Origin of the sequence: Nocardia puris, assembly GCF_003315035.1 — a bacterium.
Classification (GTDB): Bacteria; Actinomycetota; Actinomycetes; order Mycobacteriales; family Mycobacteriaceae; genus Nocardia; species Nocardia puris.
The window spans coordinates 65,477-84,799 of record NZ_QNRE01000012.1 but is presented as its reverse complement, the minus strand read 5'-3'; the positions used below and the strand labels follow the sequence as shown (position 1 = coordinate 84,799).

Annotated in this window: 18 protein-coding genes; 9 read left to right on the top strand and 9 right to left on the bottom strand. The window is 71.3% G+C overall.

Annotation, left to right across the window (positions count from 1 at the left end; all coding sequences use genetic code 11):
* Window positions 1–22: 22 nt before the first annotated feature.
* Window positions 23–793, bottom strand: a complete 771-nt coding sequence (locus DFR74_RS25475; protein ID WP_067513065.1) for a glutaminyl-peptide cyclotransferase — start codon at window positions 791–793, stop codon at window positions 23–25.
* A gap of 17 nt (window positions 794–810) precedes the next feature.
* On the opposite strand from DFR74_RS25475, the gene DFR74_RS38070 reads away from it, so the two are divergent.
* Window positions 811–2,223: a DUF3027 domain-containing protein gene (locus DFR74_RS38070; RefSeq protein ID WP_067513067.1), complete on the top strand. Its 1,413-nt coding sequence runs from the start codon at window positions 811–813 to the stop codon at window positions 2,221–2,223.
* Between the two features lie 41 nt (window positions 2,224–2,264).
* Complete coding sequence (locus DFR74_RS25465) at window positions 2,265–4,973, top strand: sacsin N-terminal ATP-binding-like domain-containing protein (protein ID WP_084538067.1); 2,709 nt, start codon at window positions 2,265–2,267, stop codon at window positions 4,971–4,973.
* A 6-nt stretch (window positions 4,974–4,979) separates the two neighbouring features.
* On the opposite strand, the gene DFR74_RS25460 is transcribed toward DFR74_RS25465, so the two are convergent.
* Window positions 4,980–5,594 (bottom strand): TetR/AcrR family transcriptional regulator, encoded by a 615-nt coding sequence (locus DFR74_RS25460; protein WP_228790253.1) that lies wholly within the window; start codon window positions 5,592–5,594, stop codon window positions 4,980–4,982.
* Window positions 5,595–5,722: 128 nt separating this feature from the next.
* On the opposite strand from DFR74_RS25460, the gene DFR74_RS25455 reads away from it, so the two are divergent.
* Window positions 5,723–7,762, top strand: coding sequence for a neutral/alkaline ceramidase (locus DFR74_RS25455; RefSeq protein WP_113975284.1), 2,040 nt, complete (start codon window positions 5,723–5,725; stop codon window positions 7,760–7,762).
* A gap of 37 nt (window positions 7,763–7,799) precedes the next feature.
* Here DFR74_RS25455 and DFR74_RS25450 read toward each other — a convergent pair whose 3' ends face one another.
* Entirely contained in the window at window positions 7,800–8,039 is a 240-nt protein-coding gene (locus DFR74_RS25450) for a DUF2530 domain-containing protein (protein ID WP_067514793.1), read from the bottom strand.
* A gap of 64 nt (window positions 8,040–8,103) precedes the next feature.
* Here DFR74_RS25450 and DFR74_RS25445 point away from each other — a divergent pair, with 64 nt between their 5' ends.
* The gene (locus DFR74_RS25445) at window positions 8,104–8,541 is read left to right on the top strand and encodes a MarR family winged helix-turn-helix transcriptional regulator (protein ID WP_067514791.1); all 438 of its coding nucleotides are present in this window, start codon (window positions 8,104–8,106) and stop codon (window positions 8,539–8,541) included.
* A gap of 62 nt (window positions 8,542–8,603) precedes the next feature.
* Here DFR74_RS25445 and DFR74_RS25440 read toward each other — a convergent pair whose 3' ends face one another.
* Both DFR74_RS25440 and DFR74_RS25435 read right to left on the bottom strand, forming a co-directional pair.
* Window positions 8,604–9,008, bottom strand: coding sequence for a YccF domain-containing protein (locus DFR74_RS25440; protein ID WP_067514789.1), 405 nt, complete (start codon window positions 9,006–9,008; stop codon window positions 8,604–8,606).
* A 61-nt stretch (window positions 9,009–9,069) separates the two neighbouring features.
* A complete protein-coding gene (locus DFR74_RS25435) occupies window positions 9,070–10,275 on the bottom strand; it encodes a GNAT family N-acetyltransferase (protein ID WP_067514787.1) in 1,206 nt (401 codons plus the stop codon).
* Window positions 10,276–10,540: 265 nt separating this feature from the next.
* On the opposite strand from DFR74_RS25435, the gene DFR74_RS25430 reads away from it, so the two are divergent.
* The gene (locus DFR74_RS25430) at window positions 10,541–11,353 is read left to right on the top strand and encodes a TrmH family RNA methyltransferase (RefSeq protein WP_067514784.1); all 813 of its coding nucleotides are present in this window, start codon (window positions 10,541–10,543) and stop codon (window positions 11,351–11,353) included.
* Window positions 11,354–11,355: 2 nt separating this feature from the next.
* Window positions 11,356–11,640, top strand: a complete 285-nt coding sequence (locus DFR74_RS25425) for a DUF2537 domain-containing protein (RefSeq protein ID WP_067514781.1) — start codon at window positions 11,356–11,358, stop codon at window positions 11,638–11,640.
* A 3-nt stretch (window positions 11,641–11,643) separates the two neighbouring features.
* Here the strand turns inward: DFR74_RS25425 and DFR74_RS25420 are convergent, their stop codons facing one another.
* The 3 genes from DFR74_RS25420 to serC form a co-directional block, all read right to left on the bottom strand.
* Complete coding sequence (locus DFR74_RS25420; RefSeq protein WP_067514779.1) at window positions 11,644–12,390, bottom strand: DUF6928 family protein; 747 nt, start codon at window positions 12,388–12,390, stop codon at window positions 11,644–11,646.
* 203 nt (window positions 12,391–12,593) lie between these two features.
* Window positions 12,594–13,679 (bottom strand): septation protein SepH, encoded by a 1,086-nt coding sequence (sepH, locus tag DFR74_RS25415; RefSeq protein ID WP_113975283.1) that lies wholly within the window; start codon window positions 13,677–13,679, stop codon window positions 12,594–12,596.
* Window positions 13,680–13,893: 214 nt separating this feature from the next.
* The gene (gene serC, locus DFR74_RS25410; protein ID WP_067511690.1) at window positions 13,894–15,015 is read right to left on the bottom strand and encodes a phosphoserine transaminase; all 1,122 of its coding nucleotides are present in this window, start codon (window positions 15,013–15,015) and stop codon (window positions 13,894–13,896) included.
* Between the two features lie 154 nt (window positions 15,016–15,169).
* On the opposite strand from serC, the gene DFR74_RS25405 reads away from it, so the two are divergent.
* The 3 genes from DFR74_RS25405 to DFR74_RS25395 all read left to right on the top strand — a co-directional run bounded on the left by DFR74_RS25405 (window position 15,170) and on the right by DFR74_RS25395 (window position 18,030).
* Window positions 15,170–15,859 carry a hypothetical protein gene (locus tag DFR74_RS25405; protein WP_067511693.1) on the top strand — a complete coding sequence of 230 codons (690 nt, stop codon included), beginning with the start codon at window positions 15,170–15,172 and terminating at the stop codon, window positions 15,857–15,859.
* 29 nt (window positions 15,860–15,888) lie between these two features.
* The gene (locus tag DFR74_RS25400; protein ID WP_067511695.1) at window positions 15,889–16,518 is read left to right on the top strand and encodes a TetR/AcrR family transcriptional regulator; all 630 of its coding nucleotides are present in this window, start codon (window positions 15,889–15,891) and stop codon (window positions 16,516–16,518) included.
* A gap of 96 nt (window positions 16,519–16,614) precedes the next feature.
* On the top strand, window positions 16,615–18,030 hold the full coding sequence (locus tag DFR74_RS25395) for a lipase family protein (RefSeq protein WP_067511697.1): 1,416 nt from the start codon (window positions 16,615–16,617) through the stop codon (window positions 18,028–18,030).
* An 83-nt stretch (window positions 18,031–18,113) separates the two neighbouring features.
* Here DFR74_RS25395 and DFR74_RS25390 read toward each other — a convergent pair whose 3' ends face one another.
* Window positions 18,114–19,262, bottom strand: a complete 1,149-nt coding sequence (locus DFR74_RS25390) for a citrate synthase 2 (RefSeq protein ID WP_067511699.1) — start codon at window positions 19,260–19,262, stop codon at window positions 18,114–18,116.
* Window positions 19,263–19,323: the final 61 nt, after the last annotated feature.

Here is a 19,323-nt window from a genome sequence, read left to right as displayed (position 1 = left end):
CGCCGGTAGCGGAATCGGGTCCCTACTCCGGGACGAAGCGGACCTCGAACATCGTCGGCCAGTACTTGCCCGTCACCAGGAAGCGGTCGGTGCCGGGGAGTTGGGCGATGCCGTTGAGCACGTCGGCGCCCGCGCGCTGATCGCGGGGGAGCAGGCCGCTCGCGTCGGCGACACCGAGCAGCGCGCCGGACTCGGGGTCGATGCGCAGGATGCGGTCGGTGGGGTAGTCGTTGGCGTAGACGGAACCGTCGGCGGCGCACTCCAGTTCGTTGAGCCGCGCGCCCGCGAAATCCACGTCGGTGGTGCCGGTGATCGCGAACGTGACCGGGTCGCGGAAAGTCAGCGTGTTCGAGCCGTCGCTCATCACGAGTCCGCCGTCGCGGGCGCACAGGCCCCAGCCCTCGCCGTCGTAGGAGTGCTCGGCGCGCACCGCGAGCGTGACGGGATCGCGGGCGAACGCGGTGCCCTCCCGCCACGTCAGCTGCCACAGCGTGTCGCCCGCCCTGGTGATGCCCTCCCCGAAGTAGGGGGCGGGCACCTCGACGCGCGCGAGTTCCGCGCCGGTGCGCAGATCGGTGGCGCGCACGGTGGATCGGCCCGCCAATCCGGTGCCCTCGTAGAGCACGTCACCGTGGACCTCGAGGCCCTGGGTGAAGGCGCGCGGGTCGTGCGGGCGCGTGCCCACGACCTCGACGCGCAGCCGGGGCGCGTCGGGACCCGGGTCCGCGCAGCCGCCGGTCGCGAGCAGACCGGCGAGCACTGCGACGGCCACCGAACGGCGGGTGTGTTGCATACGGCAAAATGTAGGTCGTGAGCGCAGTTTCTGTTTCGGACCCCGACGTCCGACCGGTTCTCGTCGAAGCCGCAGGCCTGGCGCGGCGTGCGCTCCTGGACCTGGAGCCGTCCGGGGTGGGCGACCACCTGGGCGTCAACGCCGAGGACGAGAGCGCGGCCACCCACCGCTTCGCCGCCACGCTGCCCGGCTATCGCGGGTGGCAGTGGGAAGTGGTGGTGGCGGCCCCGCCCGGCGCCGACCGCGCGACCGTGAGCGAATCCGCCCTGCTGCCCGGCCCGGACGCGCTCGTCGCGCCCGATTTCGTGCCGTGGGACCAGCGCGTGCGCCCCGGTGACCTGTCGCCCGGCGACCTGCTCGCCACGGCCCCCGACGATCCGCGCCTGGTGCCCGGCTACGTCGACAACGGCGATCCCGAGGTGGCCGAGGTGGCGCTCGAGATCGGCCTCGGCCGCTCGAAGGTGCTCAGCGAGGAGGGCCGCCTCGAGGCCGCCGAGCGGTGGTACTCCGAATTCGGCCCCGGCACCGAGATGGCGAAGGCCGCGCCCGCCACCTGCGGGCTGTGCGGGTTCTACCTGCCACTGGCCGGCGCCCTGCGCGCCGCGTTCGGCGTCTGCGCCAACGCGATGGGCGCCGACGGCCGCGTCGTCCACACCGAATACGGTTGCGGCGCCCACTCCGACGTGGAGATCCCCACCGGCGCGGGCAGCCCCCTCTACGAAGCCTTCGACGACGCCGCCTTCGATGTGATCCCCGCCGAGGCACTGCGGAAGTCGGCCGAGGGCGCGGTGGAAGCCGCGCCGGCCCAAGGGGTTTCCGGCTCGGAGACCGGGGACGTCTCGTCGGATACCGATGAGGTGCCGGTCGCGCAGGTCGCCGAGGTCGACGCCGCGAGTATCGCTTCCGTGCGGGACGCCGAGGTCGCCGCAGATGCGGAGACGGCGGCCGCCGATGTCGAGCATGCGGAGACGGGGGAGTCCGCCACCGAATCGGCGTCGTTCGGACAGTCCGACCAGCCTGCCGCCGATATCACCCCGGAGCCGACCGGTGTCGAGGCGGCGGAAGCGTCCGCTGTCGATGCGGGGGCGCAGGATGCGGCGGTCGCCGAAGAGGCTGTGCCCGCCGATGCCGAAGCGGTTGTCGCGGAGGACGTTTCCGACGAGGTCGGTGCGGCGGGCGAGGGTTTCGCCGAGTCGGTTGCCGACTCTCCTGCGGATGCCGAGCGCAGCGACGCTTCCGACCGGGTTGTCGCGCAGGATGAGTCGTCCGAGAGCGGTGCGGACGAGGCTTCCGCGACCGGCGCGGACGAGGCTCCTGCGACCGTCGCGGACGACGCTTCCGCGACTGGCACGGAGGAGGCGTCCGTCGAGGCCGAGAACTCGGATATCGAGGCCGAGCGGTCGGAGTCCGGGTCATCGTCGCCGAACTGAGCGCGGACGATCCGTTCGGGCTCGGCGGGCTGCGGGCGGGTGTGCTCGCCGCGTGGCGGGATTCGCCGACGCGGCTGCGCGAGGACGCCGCCTCCGAGGCGGATCTGGTGCGCGCGGGCTACCGCGACCGGCTGCTGACCGAGCTGGCGCAGAACGCCGCCGACGCGGCCGCGAAGGCCGGGGTACCGGGCCGGCTGTCCGTGCGCCTGGACGGCGACGCCCTCTACATCGCGAACGCCGGTGTGCCCCTGGATCTTTCCGGAGTACACGCACTGACAGCGCTGCGCGCTTCCGGTAAGTCCGACGCGTCCGTCGGCCGGTTCGGCGTCGGCTTCACCGCCGTCCTCGCAGTCGGCGACGACATCGAGTTCCGCTCCACCACGGGCTCCCTGCACTTCTCCCGTACCCGCACCCGCGAAGCCCTGCGCGACAACGGCATCCGCGAACCCGAGGACCCGTCCTTCCACCCGCCGGCCCTACGCCTGGCCTGGCCCTCGCCCACCCCGCCCGCTCCGGGCTACGACTCCGAAATAGTCATCCGGCTGCGCGAAAGCGCGGACCCCGCAGCACTTCTCGCCGCGTTCCGGAGCGAAGCCCCGGACCTGCTCCTCGAACTCCCGGCCCTGCGCACGATCCGCATCGGCACGAGCCCTGACACCGCCGAATTCACCTCCTCCATAACCGATCTCGGCGGCAACCTCGAGGAACTGCGCATCCTCGGCCCCGGCGCGGACGAACGAGTCTGGTGGCAGTTCCGCGCGAAGCGGACACGATGGCTGGTCCCCGTCCGCGACGGCCGCCCGCGCCCCGCCGCCCACGACGTGCTCCGCGCGCCCACCCGCTCGGACGAGGAACTCTCCCTCCCCGCCGTGCTGGTCGCCGACATCCCGACGCAGCCCGACCGGCGACGCCTCCTGCCCGGCGCGCGCGTCGCCGAATTAGCCCGGGGCTACGCCGATTTCGCCCGCGCCCTACCACCGCGAGACCGCCTCGTCCTGGTCCCGGCTCCCGGCTTCGCGCGCGGCGAGGTCGACGGGCTGCTCCGCGAAGCGCTGGTAGACGAACTCCGCACGCACGCTTGGCTTCCCGTCCACGGCGACGGCGAGGCGATCCCCACCAGAGCGACCGTATTCCCCGACCTCACCGAGGAATTGGCCGCCCTGCTCGAAGACGTGGTGGGCCCACTCCTGCTGCCCGAGCTGTCGGGCCGCGCCCACACCGAAGCCACCGCCGTCCTCGACGTGCACCGCCTCGGCCTGGCCCGCCTCGCGGAACTCTCCGCCGGTCTGGAACGCCCGCCGGCCTGGTGGCGAGACTTCTACGCCGCCCTGGAACCCTATGTGAACGACCAGCTTTCGGCCGAGGAACTGGGTGCGCTCGCGGTCCCGCTGGCCGACGGACGCCTGGTCACCGGCCCGCGCACCACCGTCCTGGACGACAACCTCGCCGAGCCGATCCCGCTGCACTGGGCGCGCCTGGTGCACCCGGAGGCCGCGCATCCGCTCCTGGCGCGCCTGGGCGCCCGCACCGAGACCGCCGAGGACCTGCTGTCCGACCCGGCGCTACAGGCCGACCTGGAGGACCGCCCCGACGACCCGGACCTGGCCGACGCCGTCCTGCGCCTGGCCGCGTACGCCGACCCGGCCGCGCTGCCGTCCTGGCTCGGCCTGCTCGAACTGCCCGACACCGAGGGCGACCCGCGCCCGGCCGACGAACTGCTGCTGCCCGACGCCCCGCTCTACGCGCTGCTGGTCGAGGACGCTCCGTTCGGCACCGTCGCCACCGAGGTCGTGGACCGCTACGGCGCACCCGCCCTGCGCGCCGTGGGCGTCGGCTGGGATTTCGGGGTGGTCACCGAGACCGATCCGACCGGTCCCGACCACCACTTGGACGACGAGGAGACCTGGTGGGCGGGCCTGCCGGAGGACCCGCCGGAGCTGGTCGCGGTCCGCGATCTGGACCTGGTCGACGAGATCGCCTGGCCCGACGCCCTGCACCAGCTGCTCGCCGAACCCCGCACCCGCCCGCTGCTGGCCGACCGCGACGGCTACTCCGCGTGGTGGCTGCGCACCCACGCCCGCGTGGACGGGGTTCCGCTCGGTCTGCACCGCCACCCCCGCGACCCCGAATTCGCCGGTCTGCTCCCGGAATTCGCGGTGCCCGAACTGACCGATGCCGACCTGGACGTCCTGCGTGGCGTCCTGGCCGACGCGAACGCCCTCACCCTCGATCTCGCCGAAACGCTGCTCGAGTCCCTGGCCGATCCGGCGAAAACCCCGGCTCCCGAAGTGGTTACCCGCGCGCACGCCCGCCTGGCCGCCGCGTCGCACCGCCTGGACCCGGCCGAACTCGTCCTGCCCGAACGGGTCCGGGCGCTCTCCGGCGCGACCGTGGACGCCGCCGACGCGATGGTGCTGGACCTGCCGTGGTTCGGCCTGGTCGTGCCGCCGGATCGCCTGGTCTTCGGCGACGAGGCCACCGCCGCCGACCTGGCCACACTGCTGGATCTGCCGCTGGTCTCCGAATCGGTCACCGCCGAGGTGCTCGGCGCGGGCCGCCGCGCCTCGTGGACGGACGAGCCGCTGGGAGTGGTGCTGCGCCACGTGTTCTCGCTGCCCCCGCAGGAGGGCGAGCTCGTACTGCACGACGACCTGCGCGTGCGGGTGCGCGGCGCGGTGACGGGCGCAGTGCGGGTGCCGTGGTGGCGCGAAGGCGCGGTGACCCACGTGCTCGCGCCCGCCGGGGTCTGAGCGCCGTCAGTCGGCGTACTGGGCCACCATCTCCGCGAGCAGGTCGAGCTGGGTGCGCACGGCCTCGCTGTCGTTGTCGACCAGCCAGCGCAGCACCACGCCGTCGATGACGTTGAGGGTGAACCGGCTCAGCGTCTGCACCGGTACGGACCAGTGGGTGGCGGTGGCATCGCGGGCGTGTTCCAGGATGTCGCCGACGGTGGAGTCGTTGAACGCGTACTGCTCGCGCGCGATGGCCAGCTTCGCGGGCGTCTGCTCACCCTCGCGCAACGCGTAGGTGGTGGTCTCGTAGGTGAGCAACTGCCGTTCGGGCGTGGCCTCGATGTTGAGCCACATCAGTTCCAGTCCGGCGCGGATCAGTTTTTGAAGCGCTTCTTTTCCAGTCTCTACGTCCTGCCAGACCGTTTCATTGGCATCGACGGAATCGCGCAATTCCATCGATAGCGCCTTGACCAACTCGGTCATCAGCGCGTCCTTATTTTCGAAACAGTAATGCACCACACCGAGCGAGACGCCGGCTGCCTGAGCGACATCGCGCGTGGTCACGCCTGCGACGCCCTTTTTCTCGGCAAGGCCGATGGCTGCCTCGATGAGATGGGCCCGTCGTTCTTCGACGCTCAATCGGGAGGACACCTCAGGGAGTTAAGCGCCCGTTACGCTTCGAGTCAATTCGGAACACCGAGGAATCTGTACTGGACGTGCGTCCAGTTGTGTGGTTCGCTCACCAAACCAGGTGAAGGGAGTCGTGCATGTCGATATCACGCAGAACAGTCGTCGCGGGCGCCGCGGCCGGATCGGCCGCGCTCGCCGTCGCGGGCGCCGTGCCGGGACCCACGGCCCCGCCCGCGGGCGCCGCACCCGCCACGGGCGGCTATCTGATCGGTATCGGCATGTCCGACCTCACCGGCCCCGCGGCCGAATGCGGGATGATGGGGTACTCGCAGTTCGAGCAGACCACCGCGGGCACCCACCTGCGCCCGCGCGCCCGCGCCTTCGTGATCGCCGCCGGCGGGCGGCGCGTGGTGTTCGCGGTCGCCGAGAACGGGGTGATCTTCCAGTCCGTGCACCGCGGTGTGCTGCTGGAACTGGCCCGCCGCTACGGCGACCTCTACACCGAGCAGAACGTGCTGCTCACCTCCACGCACTCGCACGCGACGTGCGGCGGGTCCGGCCACGACTACGCCTACAACCTGGCGACCATGGGCTTCCAGCAGCAGGTCTACGACGCCGAGGTGAACGGGATCGTGGAGGCGATCGCCGCCGCGCACGACGACCTCTCGCCCGGCACGCTGGCGCTGGGCCGCGCCGAACTGCACGATGCGAGCGTCAACCGGTCGCGGGTGGCCTTCGAGCGCAATCCGGCCGCCGACCGCGCGCATTTCCCCGGCGCCATCGATCCGGCCGTCACGTCGCTGTCGATCGTCAAGGGCGGCGAGCGGGTCGGCGCGATCACCTGGTTCGCCACCCACAACACGTCCATGACCAACCAGAACCGGCTGATCAGTTCCGACAACAAGGGTTACGCGTCCTTCGCGCACGAGTACCTCGACCACGGCGTCCGATACCTCGACGGCGCACCGGGTTTCGTGTCCGCCTTCGCGCAGACCAACGCGGGCGACATGTCGCCGAACCTGAACCTGAAGCCCGGCTCCGGACCCACCGAGGACGAGTTCGAGAACACCAGGATCATCGGCGAGCGCCAGCACCGGGCGGCCGAAAGGGCGCTGGGAGCGGCGATTTCGATCAGCGGCCCGGTGGACGCGATGCTCTGTTACATCGACCTCGCCGCCATCACCGTGGACGGGCGGTTCACCCCGGACGGGCAACCCAAGCGCACCGCCCCCGCTGCCGCGGGCGTCTCGCTGGTGGCCGGCAGTGTGGAGGACGGTCCCGGGCTGCCCGGTGGACCCGTTCCGGAAGGGGTGCGCAATCCGCTCGTCCCGCTCGGTGATCCGTATCAGCCCGCGCCCACGTGGCTCGCGGATGCCCAGGCGCCCAAGCTGATCGCCGCGCCGCTGGGCCTGCTGCCGCCGGTGGCGTGGGTGCCGAACGTGGTGCCGATCCAGATCATGCGGATCGGCGAGCTGTACCTGGCGGCGGCGGGCGGGGAGTTCACCATCGTGTCGGGGCTGCGCGTGCGCCGCACGGTGGCCGAGGCGCTGGGTGTCGGGGTGGATCAGGTGCTGCTGCAAGGCTATTCGAACGCCTACCACCAATATGTCACCACGCCGGAGGAATACGACGTGCAGCAGTACGAGGGCGGATCGACGCTGTTCGGCCGCTACACGCTGCCCGCCTATCAGCAGGAGTTCGCCCGCCTGGCAACGGCTTTCGCCGCGCGCACACCGGTGCCGCGCGGGCCCGCGCCGCGCGACGTGTCCGGGATGCAGCCGACGCTGAGCACCCCGCCCGGCCCGGACGTCACGCCGCCCGGACGCGGATTCGGCGACGTGCTGGTGCAGCCCGCGTCCTGCGCGCGGGGCGAGCGGGTCGAAGCCGAATTCGTCTCGGCCCACCCGAAACACAACCCGAGGCGCAACGGCACCTTCCTCGAAGTGCAGCGCCGCACCGGCGGTGGTTGGCGACGAGTGGCCAACGAGGGGGAGTGGGCGGTGCGCTTCCACTGGAGCAAACGCGGTGCGGCCGAGTCGATCGCGCGGTTCACCTGGGATGTGCCCGCCGACGCCGCACCCGGCACCTACCGGATGGTGCACTTCGCCGACGCCCTCGGGGCTGACGGTGTGCTGCGGCCGTTCACGGGGACGACGGCCGAGTTCGACGTTCGCTGACCGATTGCCGTGGCGCCGGGCGCGTTCGTACGGCGAGTCAGAGCCCGGTCTGCGCGCCCTTGTCGCCGCGCCGGGCGCCGCGCCGCTGGATCAGGAAGATGGTCAGGCCGAGCAGGCCGACCACCAGACCCATCAGGCAGATCGGGCGCGCCGTCGCCCAGCGCTCACCCCCCGCGTACACCACCAGGGTGGCCACGACCCACAGCGCGCTGCCCACGGCCAGCACCGGGCGCGGGTCGGTCAGGCGCGGCGGGATCTCCGGCACTTTCTGCGTCACGAACCCCAGCGTAGCGGCGCGAACTCGGGACCGGTCGCGCACGTGTCACGTATCGTTTGCCAGTGTGACAACACCATCGGACGTCCGCACCCTCGCCGGGGAGCTCTCACTGGCGGTGGTGCGGCTGACGCGCCATCTGCGGGGGCGCCGCGCCGATTCTCAGATCTCGCTGACCCAGCTGTCGGCACTGGCGACGCTGTCGCGCGACGGCGCGATGACGCCGGGCGCCCTGGCGGCCAAGGAGCGGGTGCAGCCGCCGTCGATGACGCGGGTGATCGCCTCGCTGGTCGACATCGGCCTGGTGAAACGCGAGCCGCACCCCACCGACGGTCGCCAGATCATCGTCTCGCTCTCGGCCGCGGGCCGCGCGCTGATCGCCGACGAGGCCAGCGCGCGCGAGGCGTGGATGACCGAGCAGCTCTCCACCCTCAGCGAGGAGCAGCTGGCGGTGCTGAGCCGCGCGGTGTCGATCATGAAGGACATCGTCGCCGAATCGGAGTAGGCCGCACCGGAGCGGGCGCCGAACCCGCTGCGCCGGTGGGGATTCCGCTCGGCGTGATCGATTCAGGAGCGGTCGCCGAAGGGGCGGTCGCTGTCGACGATCTCGCGGCCCAGCGGGAACAGCGAGAGCGGGATGAACTTCAGGTTCGCCCACCCGAACGGAATCCCGATGATCGACAGGAACAGCGGAATGCTGGTGAGGAAGTGGCCGATCGCGAGCCACCAGCCCGCCACCAGGAACCAGATGATATTGCCGATCAGCGAGCCCGCGCCCGCCCCCGGCTTCTCCACCGTCGTGCGCCCGAACGGCCACAGCACGTAGGCGGCGATCCGGAACGAGGCGATCCCGAACGGGATCGTGATGATCAGGACGCAACAGATGATGCCCGCGATGATGTAGCCGATCGCCATCCATAGTCCGGCGAAGATGAGCCAGAGGATGTTGAGGATCAGCTGTATCGGCTTCATGTGTCCAGGATGCCAGGTCGCCGCGGCGCGCGGGAGTCCCGCGCGCCCGCGGCGCGGCCGGTCAGAAGAACCAGCCCAGTTCGGCGTCGCGATCCCAGCCGAAGGCCTCCTCCAGCTCGTGCACGAATCCGATGTCCTTGGCGCGCAAGCGGTCCGCCGCCGCGAACACCCGCGCCGGGTACGCGCCGAAGTACAGGCTGGCCAGCACGTCGATGCCGGTCTCCACATCCGGTTCGCGGCCGGTGGGCGCGCACTCGGCGTGACCGTCGCGCACCCGCAGCGCGAAGGTGCCGCCCGCCTCGCGGAACGGGTCGGTCACGGCGAGTGTCAGGTCCAGGTCGCGGCGGTAGGCGCGCGCGGTGAGCGCGGCGGGGACGTCCATGAGCCGCAGCCACAGCGAATCGTGGCGGGAGCGGGTGCGCACCAGGCGGGAGTCGGTGAGCAGATAGGGGAGCGGGTCGTTGTCGCCGATCGCCGCGCGCACCTCGGTGACCAGGTCCAGGCCCAGCAGCGCCCGCCACAGCGCCGCGTGCGCCTCGCCCGTGACGGCGCGGAACTCGTCCACGCGGACGTTCATGGCCGACTCGTCGTGGTGGTAGCGGTAGATCGCGTACCCGTCGGGGTGCAGCAGGGTGAACAGTTCCGAACCGCCGTCGCGTTCGGCGGGCGGGTCGGCGAACAGGTTGCCCCAGGAGGCGTCGGGGCGTTCCTGGGCGGCCGGGGTGAGCCGGCGCCAGCGGTCGTAGAGGGCGCGGATCCGTTCCTCCGCGTCGCCCGGATCGACCAGGTCCACACCGCCCGGATCGGGTGCGGTCGGCCGGAATTCGGCGAAACGGCGGTCGATGCGCACGCTGTTCTCGCGCACGGCGGGCCCGTAGCCGAACCGGCCGTAGATGGTGGCTTCGGAGGCCGTGAAGATCGTCAGCGGCAGCCCGGCCGCCTCGATCCGCTCGTGCTGCTCCTCGTACATCGCCCGGAGAATGCCCCGCCGCCGATGCGTCGGCGCCACCGCCACCCCGGCGATCCCGCAGGCCGCGACCTGCCGCTCCCCGGGCACGGTCACCTCCATATCCCGCGACCGCACATGCCCGACGACCCGGCCGCCCGCCTCCGCGACGATCGCCTCCTCCGCATCCCACAACCGCGCCCGCCGCTCAGTCCGCTCCGCGTCGGCCCGCCCCCCGAACGCCGCCGCTGTCAACGTATCGACGGCCCCCTGATCCCCCGTCGTACCCGACCGAATGGTGATCCCAGCGCCCAGTGTCATACCCCGACCGTCCCACGAACCGCCCCCGAGCCGCACGGCATTTTCCTCGGATTGCGACGGGAACTCGGGGTAACGGCTCACCAGGGGATCGCGCTGTGCCAGGTGGTCGAGTCGCGCATCGGGATCGAGGCAACCGATCGAGTCCGGGCGGCATCGACCGTCTGTTGCGGACTCGTCGGACGATGCGTGTCGCACGATGGCCGGGCTGCGCTGCGTGGGGACGCCGGTGTCGGGGTGGACGACCGCACCGGGCAGGATATGGCGCGTGGCGCTGGTGATCGATATCGAGGACCCCGGGGATCCGCGGGTGGATGATTTCCGGGATCTGGCGTCGGCGGACCGGCGGCCGGATCTGCCGGGGCGTAAGGGGTTGGTGATCGCCGAAGGGGTTGTGGTGGTGCAGCGGATGCTGGACTCGCGATTCCGGCCGGATGCGCTGCTGGGGGTGGCGCGGCGGTACGAGCAGTTGGCGGCGGATCTGGACGGTGTGGAGGTGCCGTATTACCGGGTGGATGCCGAGGTGATGGCGCGGATCGTGGGATTCCACCTCAACCGGGGCGTGCTGGCGGTGGCGCGGCGGCCGCGCGAGCTGACGGTGGACGAGGTGCTGGACGGGGCGCGCACCGTCGCGGTGCTGGAGGGCGTCAACGACCACGAGAATCTGGGTTCCATGTTCCGCAACGCCGCCGGACTGGGCGCGGAGGCGATCCTGTTCGGCGACCGCTGCTCCGACCCGCTGTACCGGCGTTCGGTGCGGGTGTCGATGGGCCACGTGCTGCGGGTGCCGTTCGCGCGCATGAACACCTGGCCCGACGATCTGGAAGTCTTGCGGCACAAGGGATTCCAGATCATCGCCCTCACTCCGAATCCGGCCGCACCCACCCTGGCCACGGCGATGACGGGTGAGCGGGTGGCGCTGCTGCTCGGCGCGGAGGGCCCCGGCCTCACCGAAGAGGCCATGCGCGCCACCGACATTCGCGCGCGCATCCCGATGGCGCCGGGCACCGACTCCCTCAATGTCGCGACCGCCGCCGCGATGGCATTCTACGAACGCGTCCGGACTGCGGAAGGAAGGTGAGTATGGCCGAGACAACGCACGAGCCCACACCGTGGGCGGCCGGACTGGCCGTGGCCGGGTTGGTGGCGGCGCTGGTCACCTCGGCGGTTTACGCGTTCGGCGCGGCACTGGCGCAGGTGCATCCGCTGCTGGCGATCCTGGTCAACCTCGTCGCGGTCGGCGGGGCCGCGCCGAGTGCGTGGCGCTGGCGGTTTACCCCGGTGGCGCGCTGGGTCCTGCTCGGGGCGGGGATCGGCGTCGCGTGTGGCTGGTTCGCGTTGGTGGTGAAAGGACTTTCGTCGCTCTAGGGGTCAGGAGACGCGGTCGTGGCCGCGGAGCCATCTGAAGAGCCCGCGCCGCGGCCGCGCTGGCTCGGGTTCGGGCACCTCGGGCTCGATGAGGCTGGCGTGGTCGGGCGCTTCGCCTTTCGGATACAGCGTGAACCCGCACACCGCGATATCGCCCGGCGCCAGGGCGTCCTCGGCGGCCGGTGCGCGGTAGTGGAATCCGATCCATTCGTCATTGGCGGCGTCGGCGAAATCCGGCGGGTCGAACGGAAGGGTCTGCGGGTCGGGCAATTCCCCGGCCCGCCATCGCACCGGATGCTCACCCGCCCAGAACGACCGCTCCCACACCAGCGGCAGACCGACGTCTTCGAGGATGTTCACTCGCGACGAACTGAACGAGCGCCGTAATTCGCCCCGCTCCCAATGCGCGAACGCTCCCCAGCCGTACGCGGTGTCGAACGACACCAGATACGTGTGCTCGGATGCCAACGGCCGCACCAGGAATTCGGGCAGTTTGGTCGGTTTGGGAATCGCCGCCTGCGCCGAGCAGACCACGGTCACACCGGGATAGCAGCCGATATACACCTCGTCGGGATCGGGACCCGCGCAGCCGCCGAGCGTGCCGACCATGATCGGCACCACATCGCGGTCGGCGTAGAGCTGTTTGGCCAGCGCGAGCGCCGCGTCGGGATCGGGTTCGTGCTCCGCGCGCAGCACGGCGGGCGGATCCGCCGCGTCGACATACCAGAGGGACGAGGCTTTGGACAGCATTTCCGGCACCTCCCGATGGTTGTGCGAAACACCTGCGCGAACTTCTCGCTACCAGCCGGCGCCCGCCGGGTACGACTCATCCGGAAATGTACCCGCCTCGGACGTTCCGCGACGGACCTTCGGTGCCCGAACACGCGGGCGCACCGGGAAATCGACGCGCGCGCCGGTGTGGGCAACCGCTGCGCGCACGCCGGGGGAAACGGCTAGTGACCCGAGCTGCGCACGCCGAGCAGCACGTCCTCCCAGGACGGCATCGGCGCCTTGCCACGCTTGGTGCGGGGCTTGGACTGCGCGGGCTTGGCGGGCTTCGCCGGCTCTTCGGCGGGCGGCTCCGCCGCCGCGGCGGGCTCGGCCGGCTCCTTCTCGGGCGCCGGGGGCGGTGCCTGCTTATCCGCGGTGCCCGCGCTCGGCGCGGTGGGGGCCTTCGGCGCGGGCGCCGACGCGGCGGTGCCGTTCGTCGCCGCACCCGCCGTGACCGTGGGGCCCACGGCCGCGGCGGGAATCGCGGCCGCGCTGCCACCGGCCGCGACGGCGCGCTGCTCGTAGTATTCGTCCAGCGCGGGCTGCGGCGGCTGCTGACGCGCGGTGGCCGGACGCGAGGCCGGGGCGGGCGGCTCCCGGTGCGGTTCGGCGACCGGCTCGGCGGGCGCGGGCGGCTCCAGCTCCTGCTGCGGCGGCAGCACCGTGGCCAGACCGCGCAGGGCCCGGCCGAAATCGGGGTCGATCAGATCGGTGGCGGGATCGTCGAGCGGCGAGACCGAACCGCCGTGCGCGTCGGGCTGGTAGCGCCAGTGCGCGGCGATCTCGGAACGCCCGTTCTGCCACTGCAACTGGGCGACCCAGTAGCCCTTCTCGTCCTTCCAGGCATCCCACTCGGCATTGTCGAGGGTGTGCCCCCGCTCGGTGAACGCGGCGGTGACGACGTCGATCAGGGTTTCCACGGCCGGGCCGTCGGGGCGCACCGGATGCGCCTTCTGGGCCAGCTCGGCGGCGCGGGCGCGCTCGAGCAGCACCGGGTAGGCGAAACGCTCCACCCGGCTCGCGGGCATGCCCGACTCCTCGGTGACCTGTTCCACGGAGGCGCCGGCACGGATACGGGCCTGGATATCGCGGGGACGCATGGAAGCTTCCATTTCGATCTCTATCTGGCCGAATCGGGCAAGGTCTCCGCGCGCGGCGGCTCGTAGTTTGTCGTCCGCGGGCAGGCGGAACTTCTGACCGGACTCGGTGTCGATGCACACGATGTGGGTGGAGTCGGGCGTCACCCCGATCACTCGAAGTTCACGCACCGTTACCTCCTTATCGCGTCGACTCGCGACACCGCCCACTTTCCGAAACAGTAGTGCACAGTTGATGATCTCGACGCAAGACACGCGGCACGAATATCTGCCAACAGGTTACATAACCCGCTAATCTTCTGTGTTTGTTTGCGCGCGCGGCCGGGCCGCCGATACGGAAACGGCCCGCGCTCCGAAGGAGCACGGGCCGCAATCCTTGTGCAGGTCAGAGGTTTTCGACGACCCAGTCGACGCTGCGGGTGAGCTGGGTGATGTCCTCGGGGTCGATGGCCGGGAACATGCCGATGCGCAGCTGGTTGCGGCCCAGCTTGCGGTAGGGCTCGGTGTCGACGATGCCGTTGGCGCGCAGGACCTTCGCGACCTGCGCCGCGTCCACCGACTCGGCGAAGTCGATGGTGCCCACGACCTGCGAGCGGTGCGCGGGATCGGTGACGTACGGGGTGGCGTACTCGCTGGCCTCGGCCCACGAGTACAGGCGCGAGGACGAATCGGCGGTGCGCTTCACGGCCCAGTCCAAGCCGCCGTTGCCGCCCAGCCACTCGATCTGATCGGCGAACAGCAGCAGCGTGGCCAGCGCGGGGGTGTTGTAGGTCTGGTCCTTGGTGCTGTTGTCGATGGCGACGGGCAGCGACAGGAACTCCGGGGTCCAGCGGCCGGAGGCCTTGATCTCCTCGACGCGGGCCAGCGCGGCCGGGCTCATCAGCGCGATCCACAGGCCGCCGTCGGCGGCGAAGCACTTCTGCGGGGCGAAGTAGTAGACGTCGGCGTCGGTGATGGTCACCGGCAGGCCGCCCGCGCCCGAGGTGGCGTCGATGGCGATCAGAGCGTGCTCGGAACCGGCCGGACGCGAGACGGGGATCGAGACACCCGTCGAGGTCTCGTTGTGGGCCCAGCCGATGAGGTCGGCGTTCGGGTCGGCCACCGGCGCGGGCGCGCTGCCCGGCTCCGAGGACACCACGATCGGGTCGCCGATGAACGGGTTGCCCTTGGCGACCGAGGCGAACTTGCTGGAGAACTCACCGTTGGTCAGGTGCAGCGAACGCTCGCGGATCAGGCCGAACGCGGCGGCGTCCCAGAACGCGGTGGTGCCGCCGTTGCCGAGCACCACCTCGTAGCCCTCGGGCAGCGAGAACAGCTCGCGCAGACCGCTGCGCACCCGCGCGACCACGTCCTTGACCGGCTTCTGCCGGTGCGAGGTACCGAATACCGAGGCGCCCACCTTCACCAGGGACTCCAGCTGCTCCGGGCGCACCTTGGAGGGGCCGCAGCCGAATCGTCCGTCGGCTGGCAGCAGATCGGCGGGAATGGTCGGGAACGCAGTGGTCATGGCCAACAGGGTAAAGCGTGTCCGACCTGGCCGGTTCGCGTGGGTAGCCGGTCGGCGGCCGCGACGTCCGGAAATCGGCGCGGTTGTGATCAACCCCTCATAGGCGACGGGTATCGGTGTGTGCTGCGACACAACGAGGTTACGATCTGCGGCCATGGGCATGGCGGCGGTGAACCCCGGGTGGCGGCTGCGCGGTCGGAGATCCTGGGGTTCCGGTCAGCGGGCGAACGCGCTCACGAGCGCGGCGCGGCGCGAACTCCTGATGCGCGGCACGGCCGGTTCGGCCACGATTCTCGGCGTGCGCTCCGCGTCCTCGCCGGGATTCGCGCTGCCGTTCGGCGTGGGTGGCGACGGTGACCGCGATCCGGATCACCTCTTCTGGGTGCGCGTCGCGATCGACGGCGCCGAGCCCTACGAGACCCGCGTGCGCCAGCGCGTGCGCGACGCCGACCTGGCGGCGATGCAGCCGGGTGACGTGGTGTGCTGCCGCGTCGATCCCGGCGATCGCGACCGGCTGGTCCTCTACGTCCCCGACGCGGACGAGGCCGTCCGGGTGAGCATCGCCAAGATCCTGGCCGACGGCCGCCGCGCCGACGCCACCGTGCTGGCCGCCACCCCGGTGGCCGCCGACTACACCGGCCGCGACGATCCCGTCCTGCGCCTCGACCTCGAATTGCGCGCCTGGGACGAGCCGCGGCCGTGGCGGGTGCGGCTCACCCAGCCGGTGCCGCTGGCCGCGATCGGCCTGGTGGATCTGGGCAGGCGGCTGGAGGCCGCGTTCTTCACCGTCGACCGCGGGGAATCGGTCGCGGTGGACTGGGCCGCCTCGCTCGGCGAGGAGTGAGGGCCGCTCGGCGACTAGGGTTGCCGGCTGTGAGTGCGGTGCGGTCCAGACACAACTACGCCGGCCAGTCGGTCGCCGAGCGGCAGGTCGAGCGGCGGGCGCTGTTCCACGAGGCGGCGCTCACGGTGTTCGCGGACAAGACCTACGCGCGCAGCTCCATCACCGATGTGTGCGCGGCCGCCGGGTTGTCGCGCAGGCAGTTCTACGAGCAGTACTCCTCCCGCGAGGACCTGCTCGTCGAGGTCTACGACAGCATCCAGGCGCGCGCCCGCGACGCGGTGGTCACCGCTCTTGCCGAGGCCGGCACCACCGACGCGCGCGTGCTGGTCGAGGTCGCCGTGCGCGCCTACGCCGCCGCCATCGTGAGCGATATCCGGCGCGCCAAGGTGGCGTTCGTGGAGATCGTCGGCGTGAGCGAGGCCGTCGAGCGGCATCGCGCCGAGGTGCGCGACCGCTGGGGCGCGGTGGTCGAGGCGGCGGCGGCCGGGCTGCCCGGCGTGCGGACGCCGCCCGGCGGGTGGCGGGTGGCGATGGCCGCGTTCATCGGTGCGGTCAACGGCGTGGCGCACCAGTGGAGCCTCGATGATCCGCGCCCGCCGGTCGACGTGCTGGTCGAGGTGCTGACCACGCTGTTCACCGCGCTCGCGCTGGAGCGCTGACCCCCGCCGATTGCGATCTGGGACACAGTCGTGCCATAGTGTGACCCACATTGAGACGCAGTCGTCTCAATTGGGAAATCGTAAGGATGTGGGTCGATGGGGACCGGATTCGGATCGGCGCTGCGGCGCCGGTTGCGTGTGTTGTCGATGGGGGCGGCGGTGGCCGTGGTGGTCGCCGGTGGCGGTGCGTCCGCGAGCGCCGATCCGGGCGAGCCCCCCGTACCGCCGATCGAACCGGCGCGGGTGCTGCCGCTGCCGCCGGAACTCGACCCCACCTTCTATCACCAGCCGCCCGAGGTGCTGGCCGCCGCCGCGCCGGGCGAGATCATCGCGGCGCGGCAGGTGAATCTGGCCAACCTCAGCGTGATTCCGCTCAACGTGGACGCCTGGCAGGTGGCCTACCGGTCCAACGACAGCCGCGACCAACCGCTCTCGGCCGTGGCGACGCTGATCAAGCCGCGCGGCACGTCCCCCGGACCGCGCAAGCTGCTCTCGCTCCAGATCGCGGAGGACTCCACCGCCGGCTACTGCGCAGCCTCCTATGCCCTGCAACATCTTTCGGCCGCGCCGTTCCTCGGCCAGATCGTCGCGCCCGGGGAGTTCCTGCTCGCCCAGGCCGCCTTGCAGCAGGGCTGGGCGGTGGTGATCCCCGACCATCAGGGCCCGAACTCGGCCTACGCGGCGGGCCCGCTCGGCGGGCGCATCACCCTCGACGGCATCCGCGCCGCCACCTCGTTCGCGCCGCTGGAGGCGGGCCCGGACGCGCGAGTGGGCCTCTACGGCTACTCGGGCGGGTCCATGCCGACCGGCCACGCGGCCGAGATGTACCGCAGCTACGCGCCCGAGCTGAACATCGTGGGCGTCGCGCAGGGCGGTGTCGGCGCCGATCTGGGCGCCACCCTGAACATGGCCAATAACCAGGCCACTTCCGGGCTGGTTTTCGGCGCGATCATGGGTTTGGCGCGGGAGTACCCGGACTTCGCGGCTTTCCTCGAGAGCGAAATGGACACGTTCGGCAAGACTCTCATGGCGGTCAAAGCTCCGCTGTGCGTGCAGTACCAGTCGGCGCTGCTGCCGTTCCTGAACCTCAAGGGGTTCCTGCGCGGTGAGGGCGACCCGCTGCACCACCCTGTGGTGGCCGCGATGCTCGAGGACACCAAGCTCGGCAAGACCGTGCCCGATGTGCCGATGTTCATCTGGCATTCGCGGTGGGACGAGATCCTGCCGCTGGGCTCCACCGAGGAACTGGTGAACACCTACTGCCGGGACCCGAAGGCCAGCGTGCAGTTCACCCGCGATCACGCCAGCGAGCACATCATCGCCGAGATCACCGGCGGCCCGTCGGCACTGCTGTGGCTGATGGATCGGCTGAACGGCGTTCCGGCGCAACAGGGTTGCACCACCAGCGATATGCCGACGATGGTCGCCACGCCGGGGCAGTTGCCCTTCCTGGCCGAGGTGTTCGGCGAGACCGTGGCCTCGTTCTTCGGAAAGCCCATCGGGGCCAACTGAATTCGGAGAAAGAAGCGAGCCGGGTGCCTTCGGCGGCAAGGGCCCTTGCCGCCGAAGGCACCCGGCTCGCGGGTCTTCGCGTCCTACAGGTGGTTGATGGCGGACCAGCCCGCGACCTCGTCGGGCTGACGCGGGCCGGGGCCGGTGTAGATGGCGGCCGGGCGCACCAGCTTGCCGAGACGCTTCTGCTCGAGGATGTGCGCGCACCAGCCCGCGGTGCGGCCACAGGTGAACATGGCGGGCATCATGTGCGCCGGGACCTCGGCGAAGTCCAGGATCACGGCGGCCCAGAACTCGACGTTGGTCTCGATGGCGCGGTCCGGGCGGCGCTCGCGCAGCTCGGCCAGCGCGGCCTGCTCCAGCGCGGCCGCCACCTCGAAGCGCGGCGCGCCGAGGCGCTGGGCGGTGGCGCGCAGCACGCGGGCGCGCGGGTCCTCGGCCCGGTACACCCGGTGGCCGAAGCCCATCAGCTTCTCCTTGCGATCCAGGATGCCCTTGACCAGCGCGCGGGCGTCGCCGGTCTTCTCGACCTCCTCGATCATGGGCAGCACGCGGGCCGGGGCGCCGCCGTGCAGCGGGCCCGACATGGCGCCGATCGCGCCGGACAGCGAGGCCGCCACGTCGGCGCCGGTGGAGGCGATCACGCGCGCGGTGAAGGTGGAGGCGTTCATGCCGTGCTCGGCGGCCGACACCCAGTAGGCGTCGATGGCCTCGGTGTGGCGCGGGTCCGGATCACCCTTCCACCGGGTCATGAAACGTTCGGTGACAGTGGTGCATTCGTCGATCTTCTGCTGCGGGACCGCGGGCTGGTAGATGCCGCGCGCGGACTGCGCCACGTAGGACAGCGCCATCACCGAGGCGCGGGCGAGGTTCTCGCGGGCGGTCTCGTCGTCGATGTCGAGCAGCGGCTGGTAGCCCCAGATCGGGGCGAGCATGGCCAGGCCGGCCTGCACGTCGACGCGCACGTCACCGGTGTGCACCGGCAGCGGGAAGGGCTCGGCGGGCGGCAGTCCGCGGCCGAACTCGCCGTCCACCAGCAGCGCCCACACATCGCCGAAGGTCACCCGGTTGGTGACCAGGTCCTCGATGTCCACGCCGCGGTAGCGCAGCGCGCCGCCGTCCTTGTCCGGTTCGGCGATATCGGTGGTGAACGCCACCACGCCCTCGAGTCCGCTGACGAAATCGCTGGGTACCGCTGCCTGGCCACTGGGAACCGCGGGGCTGGTAGTCATGTTGTGACTCTCCTTGCACTTCGGGTCGCATGCGCTTCTCGCCGATGAGGGTGCCGCTCGC